The 17,442-nt window shown below is 47.8% G+C and carries 18 protein-coding genes and 1 other annotated feature; of the genes, 11 read left to right on the top strand and 7 right to left on the bottom strand.

Annotated elements, in window-relative coordinates:
- The first annotated feature begins 5 nt into the window (after positions 1-5).
- The 5 genes from KGF65_RS11020 (at position 6) to KGF65_RS11000 (ending at position 4,213) form a co-directional block, all read left to right on the top strand.
- The gene (locus tag KGF65_RS11020; RefSeq protein ID WP_216748475.1) at positions 6-767 is read left to right on the top strand and encodes an amino acid ABC transporter ATP-binding protein; all 762 of its coding nucleotides are present in this window, start codon (positions 6-8) and stop codon (positions 765-767) included.
- Between the two features lie 146 nt (positions 768-913).
- Positions 914-1,145: a binding site (T-box leader), on the top strand.
- Between the two features lie 55 nt (positions 1,146-1,200).
- Positions 1,201-2,010 (top strand): transporter substrate-binding domain-containing protein, encoded by an 810-nt coding sequence (locus KGF65_RS11015; protein ID WP_216748474.1) that lies wholly within the window; start codon positions 1,201-1,203, stop codon positions 2,008-2,010.
- 328 nt (positions 2,011-2,338) lie between these two features.
- Positions 2,339-2,656: a PadR family transcriptional regulator gene (locus KGF65_RS11010; RefSeq protein ID WP_088770609.1), complete on the top strand. Its 318-nt coding sequence runs from the start codon at positions 2,339-2,341 to the stop codon at positions 2,654-2,656.
- On the top strand, positions 2,653-3,291 hold the full coding sequence (locus KGF65_RS11005) for a DUF1700 domain-containing protein (protein WP_050339869.1): 639 nt from the start codon (positions 2,653-2,655) through the stop codon (positions 3,289-3,291). Before KGF65_RS11010 ends, KGF65_RS11005 begins: the two co-directional genes overlap by 4 nt.
- A complete protein-coding gene (locus KGF65_RS11000; protein WP_216748473.1) occupies positions 3,275-4,213 on the top strand; it encodes a DUF4097 family beta strand repeat-containing protein in 939 nt (312 codons plus the stop codon). The genes KGF65_RS11005 and KGF65_RS11000 overlap by 17 nt, the downstream gene beginning before the upstream one ends.
- A 109-nt stretch (positions 4,214-4,322) precedes the next feature.
- Here the strand turns inward: KGF65_RS11000 and KGF65_RS10995 are convergent, their stop codons facing one another.
- Positions 4,323-4,799 (bottom strand): GyrI-like domain-containing protein, encoded by a 477-nt coding sequence (locus KGF65_RS10995; RefSeq protein ID WP_088770607.1) that lies wholly within the window; start codon positions 4,797-4,799, stop codon positions 4,323-4,325.
- 122 nt (positions 4,800-4,921) lie between these two features.
- On the opposite strand from KGF65_RS10995, the gene KGF65_RS10990 reads away from it, so the two are divergent.
- On the top strand, positions 4,922-5,854 hold the full coding sequence (locus KGF65_RS10990; protein ID WP_105923441.1) for a YafY family protein: 933 nt from the start codon (positions 4,922-4,924) through the stop codon (positions 5,852-5,854).
- 49 nt (positions 5,855-5,903) lie between these two features.
- Here the strand turns inward: KGF65_RS10990 and KGF65_RS10985 are convergent, their stop codons facing one another.
- Entirely contained in the window at positions 5,904-7,112 is a 1,209-nt protein-coding gene (locus tag KGF65_RS10985; RefSeq protein ID WP_101874107.1) for an ATP-binding protein, read from the bottom strand.
- A 292-nt stretch (positions 7,113-7,404) separates the two neighbouring features.
- Here KGF65_RS10985 and KGF65_RS10980 point away from each other — a divergent pair, with 292 nt between their 5' ends.
- Both KGF65_RS10980 and lepA read left to right on the top strand, forming a co-directional pair.
- Positions 7,405-8,067, top strand: a complete 663-nt coding sequence (locus KGF65_RS10980; RefSeq protein WP_101874108.1) for a TetR/AcrR family transcriptional regulator — start codon at positions 7,405-7,407, stop codon at positions 8,065-8,067.
- Positions 8,064-9,851: a translation elongation factor 4 gene (lepA, locus tag KGF65_RS10975; protein ID WP_105923443.1), complete on the top strand. Its 1,788-nt coding sequence runs from the start codon at positions 8,064-8,066 to the stop codon at positions 9,849-9,851. Before KGF65_RS10980 ends, lepA begins: the two co-directional genes overlap by 4 nt.
- 194 nt (positions 9,852-10,045) lie before the next feature.
- Here the strand turns inward: lepA and KGF65_RS10970 are convergent, their stop codons facing one another.
- The 3 genes from KGF65_RS10970 to KGF65_RS10960 form a co-directional block, all read right to left on the bottom strand.
- Positions 10,046-11,128 carry a YdcF family protein gene (locus KGF65_RS10970; protein WP_216748472.1) on the bottom strand — a complete coding sequence of 361 codons (1,083 nt, stop codon included), beginning with the start codon at positions 11,126-11,128 and terminating at the stop codon, positions 10,046-10,048.
- 156 nt (positions 11,129-11,284) lie between these two features.
- Positions 11,285-12,040 carry an iron export ABC transporter permease subunit FetB gene (fetB, locus tag KGF65_RS10965; protein WP_003639855.1) on the bottom strand — a complete coding sequence of 252 codons (756 nt, stop codon included), beginning with the start codon at positions 12,038-12,040 and terminating at the stop codon, positions 11,285-11,287.
- Positions 12,037-12,687 (bottom strand): ATP-binding cassette domain-containing protein, encoded by a 651-nt coding sequence (locus KGF65_RS10960; protein ID WP_050339877.1) that lies wholly within the window; start codon positions 12,685-12,687, stop codon positions 12,037-12,039. Before KGF65_RS10960 ends, fetB begins: the two co-directional genes overlap by 4 nt.
- Positions 12,688-12,836: 149 nt before the next feature.
- Between KGF65_RS10960 and rlmD the strand changes: the two genes are divergently transcribed.
- The 3 genes from rlmD to KGF65_RS10945 all read left to right on the top strand — a co-directional run bounded on the left by rlmD (position 12,837) and on the right by KGF65_RS10945 (position 15,921).
- Positions 12,837-14,282: a 23S rRNA (uracil(1939)-C(5))-methyltransferase RlmD gene (gene rlmD / locus KGF65_RS10955; protein WP_216788198.1), complete on the top strand. Its 1,446-nt coding sequence runs from the start codon at positions 12,837-12,839 to the stop codon at positions 14,280-14,282.
- A gap of 30 nt (positions 14,283-14,312) precedes the next feature.
- Positions 14,313-14,756: a hypothetical protein gene (locus KGF65_RS10950; RefSeq protein ID WP_003639858.1), complete on the top strand. Its 444-nt coding sequence runs from the start codon at positions 14,313-14,315 to the stop codon at positions 14,754-14,756.
- A 310-nt stretch (positions 14,757-15,066) separates the two neighbouring features.
- A complete protein-coding gene (locus tag KGF65_RS10945) occupies positions 15,067-15,921 on the top strand; it encodes an NAD(P)H-binding protein (RefSeq protein ID WP_101874112.1) in 855 nt (284 codons plus the stop codon).
- A gap of 111 nt (positions 15,922-16,032) precedes the next feature.
- Here KGF65_RS10945 and KGF65_RS10940 read toward each other — a convergent pair whose 3' ends face one another.
- Both KGF65_RS10940 and KGF65_RS10935 read right to left on the bottom strand, forming a co-directional pair.
- Positions 16,033-16,863 (bottom strand): Cof-type HAD-IIB family hydrolase, encoded by an 831-nt coding sequence (locus tag KGF65_RS10940; RefSeq protein WP_216748470.1) that lies wholly within the window; start codon positions 16,861-16,863, stop codon positions 16,033-16,035.
- 75 nt (positions 16,864-16,938) lie between these two features.
- Positions 16,939-17,394 carry a MerR family transcriptional regulator gene (locus KGF65_RS10935; protein WP_050339885.1) on the bottom strand — a complete coding sequence of 152 codons (456 nt, stop codon included), beginning with the start codon at positions 17,392-17,394 and terminating at the stop codon, positions 16,939-16,941.
- Between the last annotated feature and the right edge of the window lie 48 nt (positions 17,395-17,442).

Here is a 17,442-nt window from a genome sequence, read left to right as displayed (position 1 = left end):
GCACAATGATCAAGTTAGAGCATCTTAATAAGACGTTTGGCAATCACCAGGCGTTAACTGACATCAATACTGAGTTCAAGGAACATCAAACGACCGTTATCGTCGGGCCTTCCGGGTCTGGTAAGTCGACTTTACTCCGGTCCCTCAACTTACTAGAACGCCCTGAAAACGGCTTGTATCACTTCAATGACGAAACGATTGACTTCACCAAACCGCTGACGAGCAAAACGATCCTGACGATTCGGCGCAAGACTGGGATGGTCTTTCAAGGCTACAACCTCTTCCCCCACCTCAGTGTGTTGAAAAACGTCATGGAAGGCCCCGTACAGGTATTGAAACAAGACGCCGCGGCTGCCAAAAAAACGGCCTTAGACCTGCTGGACAAAGTCGGCTTACAGGATAAGGCGGACGCTTACTCTGGCCAACTATCTGGTGGGCAACAACAACGGGTCGCGATTGCGCGCTCACTCGCGATGAATCCCGAATATATTTTACTGGACGAACCCACGAGTGCCTTGGATCCTGAATTAGAAGCTGGCGTCCTCCGCGTGCTATTAGCGCTGGCTCAAGAACAAGATTCAATGATCATCGTGACGCATAACATGGAATTTGCACGGGCGGTGGCCGACAAGATTCTGTTTGTCGAAGACGGTAAGATCTTATTCGACGGCACACCCGCAGAATTCTTCAAACAACCGACCCAACGAATTGCCGACTTCTTAGCCGCAATGACCTTTACGACGATTTCGGACAAGGCCAACCAATAAACTAAATTAGATTTTGTTCGGCGTCCATCCCAACGCATCTCGCCTGGGCTGGGCGTCTTTTTTTGTCTAAAATGATAATATCGTTAATCAAAGATGGCAAAATGATTTGACAATTATCATTTACTCTTGTAAACTAGCTTCAATATCAAAACGTTGTGATGAGATGAGTAGCGGAATAATCACGCTTAGCGAGCCGTTGGTTGGTGAGAAACGGTCGGATTATGCCGCGAAGATGGTCTCTAAATGGTGCTGGTGAGCAGTTGCAAGCCAGTGACGTGTCGTACCCGTTAGCGTACTGAGTTAATTAACTCATAGAGCCAGGCGTCGTGCACGCGCTTGGAAACTAAGGTGGTACCACGATCAGCAGTCGTCCTTTTTGACAGGATGACTGCTGATTTTTTTAGTCACAACAACACATTACGGGGGTAATCTCATGAAAAAATGGCTTAAAACCATTGCGTTAGCACTTTTTGGACTCGCATTGACCGTGACCTTAACGGCTTGCGGCAGCTCTAGTTCTTCCAAATCTTCTTCAGCCAGCAGTCAGTTGGACTTACAGAAGAGTGGCACCTTAACGATTGGCTTGGAAGGCACCTTCCAACCTTACAGTTACCGCAAAGACGGCAAGTTAACCGGTTTTGAAGTCGACCTCGGCAAGGCCATCGCCAAGAAATTAGGGTTAAAAGCCAAGTTCGTCCCAACCAAGTTTGATTCACTGATTGCCGGACTCGATGTCGATAAGTATGACGTGGTCATCAACGACATTGCCGAAACGGCGCAACGTAAACAAAAGTACCTCTTCTCAACGCCTTATATCTATTCGAAATCACAATTGGCCGTTAAGAAGAATTCATCCATCAATAAGATCACAGACATTAAGGGTAAGAAAGTCGCCCAAACGACGACCATTAATAATGCGACCGACGCGAAACGTTTAGGCGCGACCGTGACGCCAACTGACGGCTTCCAGCAATCGATCGACCTGGTCAATCAAGGCCGTGTCGCTGGGACCATCAATTCACGGGAAGCCTTCTACGCTTACTTCAAGCAGAACCCAAAAGCCAACTTGAAATTAATCAGTGGCGGTTCTGAAATCAAGACACAAAAGATTGGCGCCATCCTCACTAAGAAGCACGCCAAACTCCAAAAACAAATCTCCAAAGCGATTCAAGAACTCCGGAAAGACGGGACCTTGAAGAAACTTTCTAACAAGTACTTTGGTGGCAACGTGACGGATAAATAAGTTGTCTGGTTAGCTAAAGCAAAACACGACTGAAAAGTCCCACTAGAAGTTTTCTAGTGGGGCTTTTTAGTCTTATCACCTGTTTTAAGTGTGCGGGTTCAATTAGGCATTACGATGCGCATTTTAATATGCCGTTCCACATTTAATAGCGTCATCTCGTTGGTTTTCAATGTCCCAGGCCTCGAAATATCCGCTATTTTAATTATACATACAGACCTTTGCATCCTATCAACAAATCACGATTCCCGTTTGACAATCCCCAACTACGGCCTGTATACTACTCTGTGAACGATACTATACGACGTATAATATAACAGGAGGGATAATAATGGCGATTCAAATCAGTTCTGAGCTTCTCGACGGTTGCGTGCTCGCTTGTCTTAAAGACCAGGATTACTACGGTTATGCGCTGACCCAGCGACTACAGGCAGCCATTAAGGTCTCTGAATCCACACTGTACCCAGTGTTACGACGACTGAAAAAGAATGGCTGGGTCACCACTTATGACCAGGCTTATCAAGGGCGCAACCGCCGTTATTATCAAATTTCTAGCGCGGGGTTGACCCAACTGACCACGATTCAGACCGAGTGGCAGACGTATTACCTAGCTATCAATCAACTATTACAGGGGGAGGATCACCGATGAACGACTACTTATCCAAATTTGAAGCCTTACTCGTTCAGCTGACCGACGACGAACGCGATGAGGTCGTTGAATTTTATCGCGAATATCTGCTCGACGCGGGCATCGACAATTACGATGACTGTGTGGCTGAATTGGGGTTACCCAAGCAGTTAGCGCGCAAAGTGCTGGCGGATTATTCCATTCGCTTCAATGAGAATCTCAGTGCCAATACGTCCAAACGGCAAAAATCACAGGCCAACGTTCGCACGATCTGGTTGATTGTCCTGGCATTACTCTCAACGCCAATCACCATTCCGGCCCTGATTGCAATCCTAGCCGTGTTCTTTGCCATCGCCGTGTCGGCCTTTGCCGTTATTATCGCGGTCGGTGCCATCCTGGTAGCCGTCACCCTATTAGCCTTCGCTATGTTGACCGCTGGAATTGGGGTCTTTGGTCAGTCACTCTGGGTTGCCCTATTCTATCTCGGTAGCGGGCTTGCGATTATTGGCGCCGAATTACTGATCATGCCACTCTTCATCTGGCTCATCAGTTTGATTATTCAAGGGATCGCAAAAATCGTGCAAAACTTATACCACCGGTTCGTCAAGAAGAATCGTGCAGAGAGAGGAGGTCGTCATCATGCGAAAGACAATTAGAATTGGCGTTGTTTTATTAGTGCTGGGCCTCATCTTAACGATGTTTGGCATCGCTAATAACGGGATTCAAAGCATTTATTGGGAACAAGGCTTTCATATCGTGCGTCATCGCAGTCGTAGTTACCACGTTAGTCAGTTGAAGGAAATCACGCTTGATACCAGCAGCAATATCATCATCAAGCAAGGGACGAGCACCAAGATTACCGTGACGGCCGCCCGCACGTTTCCAAAAATCAAAACTAGTCACGGGCATTTGACGATTACCTCGACTGCCGACGATTCGCACAGTGTCGGCTTCATGTTCGGCAACGCTGGTCAGTATACCGATACGACGACCATTACGGTTCCTAAGGGGACTACGGTTGAAAAAGTGACCGCTGAATCCGATCAGACCGGCAACCTGTCCTTACAAAATGTGACTGTCAACCAATTAAACGTGTTCAACGATGATGCTGACGTTAATTTGAGCAACGTTAAAATCAATCAGTCCATGGCGTTATCAGGTGGCAACATCCGTTTATCACGGGTCTCGGCCCCTAGTCTGCAAATTGCCGGTGACCCCGATGTCAGCGTCACTAACAGCCACTTCACCACCGCAGCTTCTAAAATCACGACCGATGAAGGTGATATCCACCTGACCAACAACCGGTTCAAAGCCCTGCGGATGACTACTAGTGATGGCGACATCTTGTTCAATAATAATCGGATCACAGACAGTCTGTCGGCTTCAACCAGTGACGGCGACATCCGTGGAACAGCGCCCCGGACAACGGGGATTCACGCTAACACCAGCGACGGCGACCTCAATATCTTCGGCCACCATGCCAATGACAACGGCGTCTACCAAGTGAATCCGTCCGCTGCCAGCCAGTATCGACTTTCAACCAACGACGGCGATATTACGGTTACCAGCAGTAATTAACCACCCTTGATTTCTCACCAAACCCAAAAGCGCGTTCAGACCTGTTTAGGAACTTGGTCTGAACGCGCTTTTTGACATGTTTAGTAATCAGCGACTGAACTGAAGCGGCCTAGTTGGCAACGACTGGGACTAATGCGACGCCTTTGAATTGGTCACCAACAGCTTGGATTTGAATCGCGTTGGGACCACCAACATAACGATGACTGGTCAGTTGGGGTAAAATCTCGCCAAAGACAGCGCCAGTTAGTTGGCCAGCCAATTCATCTTGGGACGTTGCACTTCCCGTAACGACTAGATAAGGCCCACTAGGAAAATCAATGCGTCGGTCAGCACGGAGGGTATCGTTTTTGGGCAAAACAGCTGCATAGTACATCATCTTATTATTGACGGCTTCATTTACTGCGTACAAACAATCATCTTTGGCGCCAGATTTGAGTTCGGCCAACGCCCCATCCGCCTCGATGCGTTGCCAAAAATCAGCCTTTTCTCGGCTAATTCCGGCAAAATCATTGAACTGACTCTTAATCGTCAGTTCCAAGCCCACAACAGTAAATTGTTCCTTTGTTTCAATTTGATAAGTTGTCATAATTAATCCTACTTTCTGGGAATTACCTTGGTATTCCGTTTGATTGCCTTTATAATAGCAACAAACCGTATCAAAAAATGACACCTTTAATTCAAGAGCATTAATTTAAGAGGAGGTTTCCGATGAATAAAACAACTCGCATTAATTTAATTATGCGCTATATCAACAACCGCTCCCAGTTTACACTCAAAGAACTAATGCAAGAATTCGACATTTCGCGTTCAACCGCTATTCGTTATGTTCGGACAATCGAAGATTTAGGACTACCGCTTGTATCCGAACCAGGTCGCAACGGTGGCTACGTAGTCATGCGTAATCAAGTGCTCCCAGCCATTCATTTTACGACCGACGAAATCAAAATGATGTTCATTGCATTCATGGCAACCCGCAACCAACAGCTGCCTTACCTCACTAGTCGTCGGACCGTTACTGAAAAGTTGCTTGGCCTAATTCCAATCACCCAACAAGACGATTTACTAGTCCTGAGTCAACAATTAGTCTTTGATGGGACTCATCCCCAAAATCCCAACTTACTTGACCGCGCTGACTTACCTGACCCCGTCCTCGAGGCCCTAATTCAACAGCTACTTATCAGCCAGTGTATGCAGATCACGGATAATCACGGTCAAACCTATCAAATTGCCGTTACCCATCTATATCATGAACAAAGTCAGTGGTGGCTTGAATTTATTAAGTTAGACACCACGACTTTAGTCCAATTACCCTTAGCCAAGATTACTGGCGTGGCAGCCGCACAGAACGATTTGGATTCCCAGACGATTGCCGACAAATTAAAAGCGGCCACACCCAAACCAAATGTCGTGTTACAACTCGGGGCGACCGCCGTTAGCCGTTTTAAACGTTACCACCCATTCTCACTTTCACTTGCCTACACCGATCCTTATCAAATGCAAGGCATTTTGAGACACTACCTACCATCAACAACTGATGAAATTGCCTTCTTTGGTGATTGGTTGCAGTTTCTCGGCGAAGATGTCACGGTGGTGCAGATACCGGCAGCATTGCGCGATTATTTGAAGCGCCGGTATAACTAAATCGTCATAAAATGAGCATTTCGGCGTGGCTTGTTCCGCTAAACCTGGTTTACATCTCACTAGGGGCATCACGTAATAACCAATCTACGATATTAATGACCGGAATCCCGTCAACATCGTGAATGTCTGGATAATGTCGTTGCGTGATCAATAACTTCTCGTAATTGTCTCGTAATTGCAGTAAATTATCAGTTTCATGGCTATTGGCCGGGATTTCATAAGATACTTGAACGTATAAAACGCGGTCAACTTTACGGGCCACAAAGTCAATTTTCTTCGTGTTCATTTTGCCAACGTCTACTGTGTAGCCCCGTCGCTGTAATTCTACGTAGACCACGTTCTCAAGCTGACCAGCATAATTGCCTGGCCGCCGACCGATTGCCGTCCGTCGCAACCCGGGATCCACGATAAAATATTTACCAGCAGTTCTCAGATACTTTTTGCCACGTAAATCGTATTGTCGCGCCCGGTAGAATAAGAACGCATCTTCTAGCAACTGTAGGTAGTTTTCAACCGTATGATTACTAATCGAGATGCCTTCATTCTTCAATACGCCCGCAACCTTGGCAGGTTGGACTAATTGACCGATATTATCGGCTAAAAACGCGACTAGCGCTCGCAGTGAGGTAATATCACGAACCTGTGCTCGCTCTGCGACGTCTTTTAACGTAATCGTGTCATACAAACTCGATAAAATGTCATCTTTTAGCGCTACCGTACTTAAGGTAACGAGTGGGAAGCCACCGTACTTTTCATAGGCCAAAAACGCTTGGTCCACCTCACGTGAATCGGACGTGATCTCCTTAGCTGCTAAAAATTCTTTAAATGAAAATGGATAAATGGGAATCTCCACATAACGCCCGCTTAAGAGTGTTGCCAGTTCACCAGACAACATCTTTGCATTAGAGCCAGTCACAATAATGTCGCAATCATAACTGACGCGAATACCGTTGACCACCGTCTGCCAGCCGTCGACCATTTGAATTTCGTCCAGCATGATATATTGGTGACGTTGCTTATCCAGCTTAGGCTGTAACACTTTGACTAACGCGTCGGCAGTACGCACGCTCAAAAGTTCCAATTCTTCAAAGTTCAAATAAATAATTTGATTGTCGGCAACGCCTTGAGACTTTAGGTAATCTCGATATTGCATCAACAGAACCGACTTACCGGAGCGCCGAACGCCCGTGATAACCTTGATCAAATCGGTATCTCGAAATTGAATGAGTTTTTTTAGATATTCCGCACGCTTAATCATGGATAGCACCTCACTTTTGGATTTAGCGGTTAATTTCTGAAATGGAAGTATAGTTCCATTTTAGCTGTTATTTGTTAAATATGGAAGTATACTTCCATTTAGACTCATTTTTATCAAATATGGAACTATACTTCCATTTACACCCAACTTTCTAAAATATGGAACTATACTTCCATATTCGACCAGACCGCTTAGCTTCCATTAGGTTGATCATCAAAATTGACCACCAGTTATTTTTGGTGTACCCTATCCAAAGATAACCACCAGTCATTTTTAAAAAGAAGGTGTTCACATGGCTAATATTTACACCCCCAACCAAAAAGCGGCTAAACGGCAAGCAATCATGCAGGCCGCCATCGATCTCTTTGCTCACAAGAGTTACACAGAAATTACAATGCAGCAGATTGCCGAAACTGTGGGTAGTTCTAAGGGCACGACGTTTCGCTACTTTGCCACCAAGGAAGACCTGTTCATGACCATCTTGTTGGAAGATTACCAGCGCTATTTTGAGCAGCTGATTGCAGCACTGACACAAGAAGCAAACTTTTCAGCATCTGAGTATATCGCCTGGATGGTCGAGCAGACGAAACGATTGATCGAGCAGCATGACGTTTTGATTCGTTTGAATGCCATTCGCGGGCCAATCCTTGAGGGTAAAGCGAACATGGCTGAGACTATCGCGCAACGAGACGCATTGTATGCTGTCAGCCAGCGCTTGGGTCAGCAGTTAGTGGTCCAAACCGACAACTTGTTGGCACAGGCCCAGTTCAGTCACCTATTTATCGTGCAAAGCGGCATCATCAGCGGTCTCATGAACATGGCCTCGTTGACGAGTTTTAATCACCAGAAGTTAGCACGGACCTATCCGGATTTTGAAATCCAACTGGTCCCTGAAGCACAACAACAGATCAAATTTTATTTAATCCAATATTTAGAGGAGTTTTCGAAAAAATGAACCAGCGCAATATTCGTAACTTTGCTATTATCGCCCATATTGACCACGGCAAATCGACCTTGGCAGACCAAATCATGGCACTGACCAAGACTGTCAGCACGCGCGAACAACGGGCCCAGCTGTTAGATGATATGGCAGTTGAACAAGCCCATGGCGTCACAGTCAAGGCACGGACCGTTCGCAATTATTATCAGGCCGAAGATGGGCAGGAATACGAATACAATTTAATTGATACCCCGGGGCACGTTGATTTTAATTATGAAGTGGCTAAAAGTTTGTCAGCGACAGAGGGTGCAATTTTATTAGTCGATGCGACTCAGGGCGTCCAAGCCCAAACCATCGCCAATTATCGCATTGCCAAAAAGCACCATTTGCCACTGATCCCCGTGCTCAATAAAGTCGACCTAGCCTCAGCTGATATCGAAGCTGCCTTAGCAGAATTACACGACCTCGATTCAGCGTTTACACCAGACCAAGTCTTATTGATCTCTGCCAAAACGGGCCAAGGCGTTCCCGCCGTCTTAGAAGCCATTCGGACCCGGCTCCCCGCACCCACTGGAGATGCTACCGCTCCGCTAAAGGCCTTAGTATTCGACTCATTGTACGATCCCTATCAAGGCGTCATCGCCTACGTTCGACTGATTGACGGTCAACTCAAGTCCCCACAAGCGCTCAATTTAATGGCTGCTGACTGTCATTTCACCAGTAAATCAATTGGCGTCATGACGCCGAACATGTTGCCCCAAACCAACTTACATGCCGGCGATGTGGGCTACGTGGTCACGGGCATCAAAGACCCCAAACAAATTCGCGTCGGCGACACCCTGACATCGGCGGAAACACCAACTAGTCAGCCCCTTCCCGGATACGAACCTGCAAAATCAATGGTCTTCGCTGGCTTGTATCCACAAAACAATGATTTCCCCGCACTCAAAGCCGCAGTCCAAAAGCTCAACTTGAACGATCCATCATTTACATTCGTTGAAGAACGGTCAGAAGCGCTCGGCGTCGGCTTTCGTTGTGGCTTTCTGGGCGCTTTTCACCTTCAGATCATCCGTGAGCGACTGCAGGATGAGTATGGCATCGATGTTCTGACGACCGCGCCGAATGTGACCTATCACGTGACGCTCAAAAACGGGCAGCACGTCGTCGTCAACAATCCAGTGCAATTTCCCGCTTTCAGCTTGATCGAGCAAGTCGAAGAACCCTTCATGAAAGCCGAAATTACGACGCCCGATGCTAGTTTGAACGCGGTACTGAAGCTCGCTGAACAACACAAAGGGACCCTAATCGACTTATCGAACAATGGCGAGCTAGTCGTTGCTGTGGTCAAAATTCCGTTGTCTGAAATCGCGTCCCACTTCTTCTCTGAACTCAAATCCGTCTCACATGGGTTTGCAAGTCTCAACACGACCTTTTACGATAATGAAGTGAGTGATCTCGTCAAAGTAGAAGTCGATATCAACTACGCACCCGTGGACGCGCTCACCTTCGTCGTTCATCGCGAAGACGCGCCACAAATGACCCAGCAATTAGTCATTGGGCTGAAATCAACCGTGCCACGCCAATTGTATCCAACACCCGTTCAGGCAATCGTTGAGGGGAAAGTTCTGGCGCGCGTGGATGTGCCGCCATTACGTAAAAACGCGGCCGTTAACGGTGACAAGCATAGTGTTTCCAAGAAGGCCGCCCTGTTACGCCGCCAAAGCGCGAACAAACGGCGTGCTACCAAGAACACTATCAAATTACCGCAAAGCGTGTTCAATACGATCCTTGGTATCTAACACATACACGACCCCGACCAACTACGGCCAACAACTTGTTCATTTTGATCCACCGAAAACCTAAAGTGGCGCTTCAAGAATTTTGCAATCAATTCTTGAGGCCCCACTTTTAATCTAGCATTATCTGGACCTAGCTCACTAAAACGATTGTCGCTACCGACTTGAACTGGGGCTGCTAACGAGCCGTTCTGTCATCACCCAGCATAATAAGCATCAAACCACACCAGCAGTAGTGACATAATCAATAGCCCCACCACCGCCAGCGCGTGCCACCACTTATTGCGGACGAAGATGGCAATGTATTCTCGCAAAATCGCATCAGGCAAGAAGAACCGGGCCGTGCGCGCGCCGATGCCATCCGCTTTGAGCCCCGCTTGCTTGGCAAACATCCCCGCTCGCAGCGTATGGTAGTTATTGGTTACAAAAATCGTGCGCGGTTGCTTGATTGGGCCCTGGTCAATCAATTGCTTACTAAACTGCATATTTTCCAGCGTCGTTTTGGACTTCGTCTCCGCCCAACCAGCCGACGCCGGTAAACCGTGGGCAATCGCATAATCTAGCATCGCTTGGCCTTCTGGAACCGTTTCGTCACCACCCTGACCACCAGAAAAAAGCATGATGGCGGGGTGCTGCGTCTTACGCTGTTGCTTTTGATAAAATTGCAAGCCACGCATGATCCGCTGACCTAGCAATGGTGAGACCCGGTTACCATCCAGCAAGCCCGCCCCCAGGACAATAATATAATCTTGCCGTAATCGCGGCCAGTTAAATTGATAAATCGTCAGCATCGTCAAATAGTTATAGAACCAAAATCCCACATAGAGTATTACGAGGTTGGGAAAAATCGCCATGAAATGGCTGACTGGTTGTGGGACATACTGACTCACCCGATTGCCGATAAATGGCAAAATCAGAATCGCTAACCCCAGATACAAGGTCAACATATTGGCCAAGGTATGGCTTTCATGACGCCACATAATCCAGGCGTTCCATAATAGAAGAAAGGCCTGTAACGCGAAAATCAGCCCAATCAAGAGTAGTAACAACACAAATAACGTGCCGCTGATGATGATTAGCCAATGAATATTACTGCCGAGAATCGTCACGGCTAACATGGTTAAAAAGGAATAGAAAAATAGCGAAAACCAGATGCCGTTACCTAAGCGCACTTTATCGCGATGGTACCGCCACCCAAAGCCAGTTCCAAAGAAGATTGGCACTAGCCAACCCCAGTAAAACACGGCTGGAACTGGGACCCACACTGCCGCATTATTCACATCAACACCCCCGCATAACGTTTTATTCAGCTCCCATCATATCGGAGTCACCGCGGGACTGCAATCAGGAACCATTACTTTGGCCTAACTGATTTGATTATTGTCGTCATTTAGGCTAAATCCGGAATAGAACACACCATCCGTGCTGCCATCAGCTTACTTCAGTTGTTTCTGGGCATTATAGAAGTTGCGGTAAGCCAAGTAGCACGCGATGATCGAGCCCAGACTCGTCGCTGACAAGAGCATGAATGTCACCATGATTTGGTACTTGATGGCCCGCACAGGATCGACGCCGGCAAAAATCAGCCCAGACATCATACCTGGCAGACTGACCAACCCGACTGTTTTGGCAGAATCAATTGTTGGCGACATTCCAGTACGAATCGCTTCGCGGACAATGGCAATCGAAGCATCTAGCAAGCCCGCCCCGAGTGCCAGTCGTTCCAGCACGCCCTGACGTTGATCATGGAATTGGCTATTTAAGCTGCGGTAGGCCAACCCAATCGCGACCATTGAATTCGACGCAATCATCCCAGAGATTGGGATCATCTGGGACGGAATAAACTTGATGGCCCCTGATAAAACGAGTACGCCCAACGTCACGCCGGTGCTGACAAAGATGGCTAATAGTGAGATTCCTAACGCGTGGTCGATGCCCGGGCCACGTTTTTTCGCATTCCACGCCGCATTAAAGATAATGAAGCCCATCATCGCTAGCGTCAGCCATAAATTATTAACGCGGAAAATGTACTTCAACAAGTAGCCGACAATGAACAACTGAACGACTGCGCGAACGACACCAATAATAATGTCCTTGTCTAAACCGAGCTTCTGCCACAAGCTAATCCCGAGCGCAACTAAGACTAACATGGCTGCGAGAAACAACGATGTATTATTAACTGCTAAATTCATGCGTGCACCTCCAAGCGTCCATCGACAACTTTCGCGAGCTGGTCGGCTGCGGCAATCTCCGTCGTATCGTGCGTAATCATGATGGTCGTGACGTGTTCCTGCTCATTAAGTCGCCGTAACCACTGGTGGACAATATCCTTGTTCGCTTCATCTAATCCCGCCGTCACTTCGTCTAGAAGTAGGACTTGTGGTAAAAATAACACGTTGCGAATCAAGGCCACCCGTTGCCGCTCCCCACCGGAAAGCTCGGTGACGGGTTGGTGTAAGGTCCGTTCTGACAAACCAAAGTTCTGTAAAGCCGTCACGACGCGGCTAGTATCCATTGGTTGTTTGCGAATCTGATAGGGAAAAGCTAGGTTGTCCGCTACCGTTTCGCCAAATAAGGTCGGTTGTTGGAAACAATACGAGACCTGCCGCCGATACATAATGGGGTCGTAACTTTCAATCGGTCGGCCCTCAAACTGCAAGTCACCACTCGTTTTCGAAATCATGGCCGCCATGATTCGCAATAACGTACTCTTACCGCCCCCCGACGGCCCAGTCAACGTGATGTGGGCCCCCGCCGGAATCTGCCAATTAATATCATGCAAAATGTGCTGATCCGCAACTTGATAATTAACTTGTGACAACGAAATTAACGCCTTCATTTCTAGCCACCCCCGTTATTAGATTAGAATCATTATAACCTGATAATGTATCTGCTTTCAATGAAAACTACTCAGTGATTGTCGCTTTCCCGCCATGCTATAATGGGAGTTAACACAGTTCACAGAAAAACGAGGTCAAAATTAAACTTATGCCACAATCTAACCATTATTCGCACCAATCCCGATCACACAATGATCGACGCCGGCAGCAACCGGCCGAAAAGGTGCAGTCGACCGTTACGATCGGCCAACGTTTTCCACTCACGATTCGGTGCCTCGGCATCAATGGCGAAGGAATCGGTTACTATAAGCACGTCATTACGTTCGTCAAAGGCGCCCTACCAGAAGAAGTCGTGGTCGCTGAAGTCACCGCAGTCCATCCGCGGTATTTGGAAGCTAAAATTCGCAGTATTCGTAAACCAAGCCCGGACCGCGTCGATCCACAAGACGTCTACGCGGGCGAAGTGGGTGGTTTCGAGCTCGAACACCTCGACTACCCGGCACAATTAACGTTCAAACAAGATTTGATTCGCCAAGCACTCGAAAAATATCGACCAGCCGGTTATCGCCACTACGACGTCCGGCCAACGATTGGCATGGCTGACCCGTATGCCTACCGCAACAAGGCCCAATTTCAAGTTCGGATGATCGATGGTCACGTCGCCGCCGGACTTTACAAAGAAAATAGTCATGACCTAGTCGACTTACCGACTTGTTCCGTTCAAATGCCAGCAACCATGACGGTGATGCGTCAAGTCGTCGCCTGGTTAGAAGAACTCGAAGTGCCGATTTACGATGAAACTCACAACTCAGGCATCGTTAAAACGTTGGTCGTTCGCGAAGCCACCGCAACTGGTGAAGTCCAACTAGTCTTCATCACCAATACGCCTAAGCTACCCAAGAAGCACCAACTGTTGATGAAGATTGCTGAAAAGTTACCAATGGTCGTCTCAGTCATGCAAAACGTTAACGCTGGTAAGACGTCCCTCATATGGGGTGATCAAACCACCTTACTCGCTGGTAAACCAACGATTACGGAAGAACTCGACGGCTTAGTCTTCGACCTGTCCGCACGGGCGTTCTTCCAACTGAATCCGCAACAAACCAAGAAGTTGTATCGTTTGGCACGCGAAGCACTCGACTTAGCCCCTAACGAGACCTTAGTCGACGCCTATTCGGGGGTCGGAACGATTGGTTTATCGCTAGCCGATGTCGCCAAAGAAGTTCGGGGTATGGACACCATTCCGGCCGCAGTCGCGGATGCCAACGCCAACGCGAAACGCAACCAAATCACGAACGCCCACTACGAAGTTGGCGAAGCCGAAGTCTTACTGCCACAATGGTTAGCCAGCGGATTCGCACCGGACGCGATGGTCGTCGACCCACCACGTACCGGTCTGGACGGCGTATTAATCGACGCTATCTTACAAAGCGCACCCGAAAAACTCGTCTATATTTCTTGTAATCCATCGACCCTTGCGCGTGATTTACAAGAATTGACACGCGGCTACCAAGTCGACTACATTCAGTCGATCGATATGTTCCCGCAAACGGCGCGCTGTGAGGCGGTCGTACGCTTTACGAAACGCCATTAATTAATTTATTTTTTCGAAGGGGGAATCTCCATGGCAGCTACTGATAGCCAAATTGCACTCACGATGACCTTTACACTACGGCCACCGTTCAAGACGCACTTCTTATTGTTAAAGGATTACGTGGCGGATGTTCGCATTCCAGCCCGTGATGGCGTGTTGACGACGATCATCGCCAAAAACATTCCGTTGACCCCGGCGCTGGAACAACTCAAAACGATTTTCGACGACGTGCAAAACCCCGTATACTGGCAATTACACGACCAAGCGGTACAGGAATTCTTCAGCGCCCATCCTGACCAGCGTCCAGTATTGCCCCTAGATCTCTTGCAAGTCATGCTCAACACCTTGTCCGCTCAAGGATTGTCAGACGAACAATTGATGCACATTATGCGAGAGGTCTTCGAACGCTTGCAGACCAACGACTTTAACAGCCAGGTCGCGCAGCGGATTTTGACTTCGCTGAATAATAAATAACGCCACATCATTTACCACTGATTTTCATCAATAGGATTAGATAACGCAATGTTGTTTAATCCTATTTTTTTGGACATGAATCAAAAACGGCGGCTATTGCGGGCAACCCAAAATCCATGGTGAAACTACATTAGTAACACATTACGACAGAATCACAGCCATTATTTCTCTAGGAAACCAACCGATATTCGGCGTATAAGTAGTAGTCTTTCCAATTGTTACAAGCAAAGTTGTTGACTTTGAAGTTACATGTGATAAGCTGATTACTGTAATTTTTATTGATACAGCAAGCTGAAAGGATGTTTTACTTATGAAATTTGCCGTCACTGCCGCTACTGGCAAGTTTGGCCAAAGTGCCGTTAGTACGCTTAATGCTAAAGTCGGTCCTGAAAATGTGTTAGTAATTGCTCGTAATCAGGACAAAGCCACGCAGCTGTTCCCTGATAATCCAATTCGAATCGGAAACTATGATGATGTCGACGCCATGACGAAAGCCTTCGAAGATGTCGAACGCGTGCTCTTCGTCTCCTCACAACCCGGCGGTCCCGTTGACCGGGCCACTGCTCATAAAAATGTCGTGACCGCACTCAACGCCGCACATGTTAAATTTGTCGCCTACACTAGTTTCCCCCACGCACAGACAGCAGTTAGTGCCCTCGCTAGTGACCATCGTGCGACCGAAAATGCCATTACAGCGACCAATATTGCGCACAGCTTTCTGCGCAACAACTGGTATTTGGAAAACGAAATGGGATTCTTACAAAGCGGCAATCATAATCAAGAAGCCCTGTATTGGGCTAACAATACGGCTGGCTGGGCCTTGGAACGAGAATACGCAGCGGCTGCCGCGAACGTTTTGATGGCAGAAGATCCTCAAGAAGTGTACGAATTTGCAGGAGCAGCTCGCACCTATGCCGAACTCGGTCAAGCACTTCAAAAAGCAACTGGTAACCAATTTAAGATTACGCAAGTCAGTCAGGAAGCATACACGCAATCCCTTGAAGCGACTGGCCTCGATTATGATACCGCTGCTTTATTTGCCTCATTTCAAGCTCCAATCAATGATGGTGCCCTAGCTGAAACGTCAGCAGACTTGGCAAATGTCTTGGGACATCAACCATTGGAAGCTAGTGCGGCCATTCAAGAAATCTTAGCGCGCTCATAATAAGCCAGCTATCCATCAGACACTATTTTGGATACAGCAAAGAGAGGAAGCCCACATATTGGGGACTTCCTCTTTTGTATTATTTTAACGTTTCTCAGCCGAACGTACTAATTAACGCGTTACATCAGCAAAATACCGTGCTAAGGTTAGTTGAATACCGTTATGATTATTATCCGTTGTCACCATATCCGCGGCATCCTTAACAGCTTGGGGCGCGTTGCCCATCGCCACTCCGACGCCCACTTCTTGGAGCATCGCAACATCGTTGAAGTTATCGCCGAACCCCAGCGTTTCAGCTGTTGTGAGTTGTTCATCCGCCAACAGTTTTTTCAAAGCAGCGGCTTTGGTGACACCGGTGGCCACGATTTCTAGATACGTCGCCTTAGAACGATAAACGGCTAAGTCCTCAAATTCAGACGTTTGTAGTCGTTGCTCGATTGCTTGAATCACAGCAGCCTCTGCCATAATCATAATTTTGTGCACCGGCGTTGGCGCCACCTGTAGCCAGTCGGCAAGGTCAGCCACGTGTGGTTGATAGCCGATGCCGTCTGCTTCTTGTTGCTCCCACTGACCCATGCTGGCCACCAACCAGTCATTATTCGTATAAATATTGATGGAAGCAGTTGGCCATTCTCGCGCGATCAACGCCTGAACCGACCGCGCCAATTCAGGAGCAACCGCCCGTTCCTCAAAGACTGTCAGTTGGTCATTGGCATCAGTGGTTGCCGTTAGCGCTCCGTTATACGCAATCATCGTAGAATTAATCCCCAACTGCTGGGCGATGCTAAACATCCCTTTTGGCGAGCGCGCTGAAGCTAACACCATCTTTGCGCCCTGTGCAACCGCCGCTTGAACACCCGTTATCGTCGCGGGTAATAATTGGCCGTGGCTGTCGACTAGGGTACCGTCGATGTCGCTTACGATCAGTTTAATTGTTTTCATCTTGCTTTTCCTACTTTCACAAGTTGCCTATCCGTCACAAAAAGGCCTGAGATTCCCCCAGACCTAAGTACTTCACTACTCTAATTCCCGCCGATTCTTCAAATCAAACACCACTTTGTCCCCCACGAGTTTGGCAAATAATTCCTGCTCGGGTTGGGGGTCAAATGGCCCCAAATCGACTAGAATCTGGCCATCGTCCGCCACTTGATACCCTTGATACCGATCAAAGATGACGTGATACATCGTTTGGGCTGGTCGCATCCGCTCATCCACCTGAGCGGCCGCCGCCTTCAACGTATAACCAGTTTGGAGTAAGTTACTCATCGCGGCCGCTTTGATAACCATTTTCATGGTATAAATACGTGCCTGACCTGGCTCATCCTCGTTCTTAGGAATAATGTACCCCTTTTTTTGCCAATACCGCAGTTGTCGTGGCGAGACACCAGTCATTCTGCTCAATTCACTAATGCCAATCGTTAGTTGACCCTTATGGAATAGCTCGCGTAAATCTCTACGCGTCCCGTTTGCCATGCTGGCGCCTCCTTTCCAAAATTGCTATTACACTAGATTATAGCATGG

Origin of the sequence: Lactiplantibacillus sp. 30.2.29 (assembly GCF_018991255.1) — a bacterium.
Classification (GTDB): Bacteria; Bacillota; Bacilli; order Lactobacillales; family Lactobacillaceae; genus Lactiplantibacillus; species Lactiplantibacillus pentosus.
This window is presented reverse-complemented; position numbering and strand designations above follow the sequence as displayed.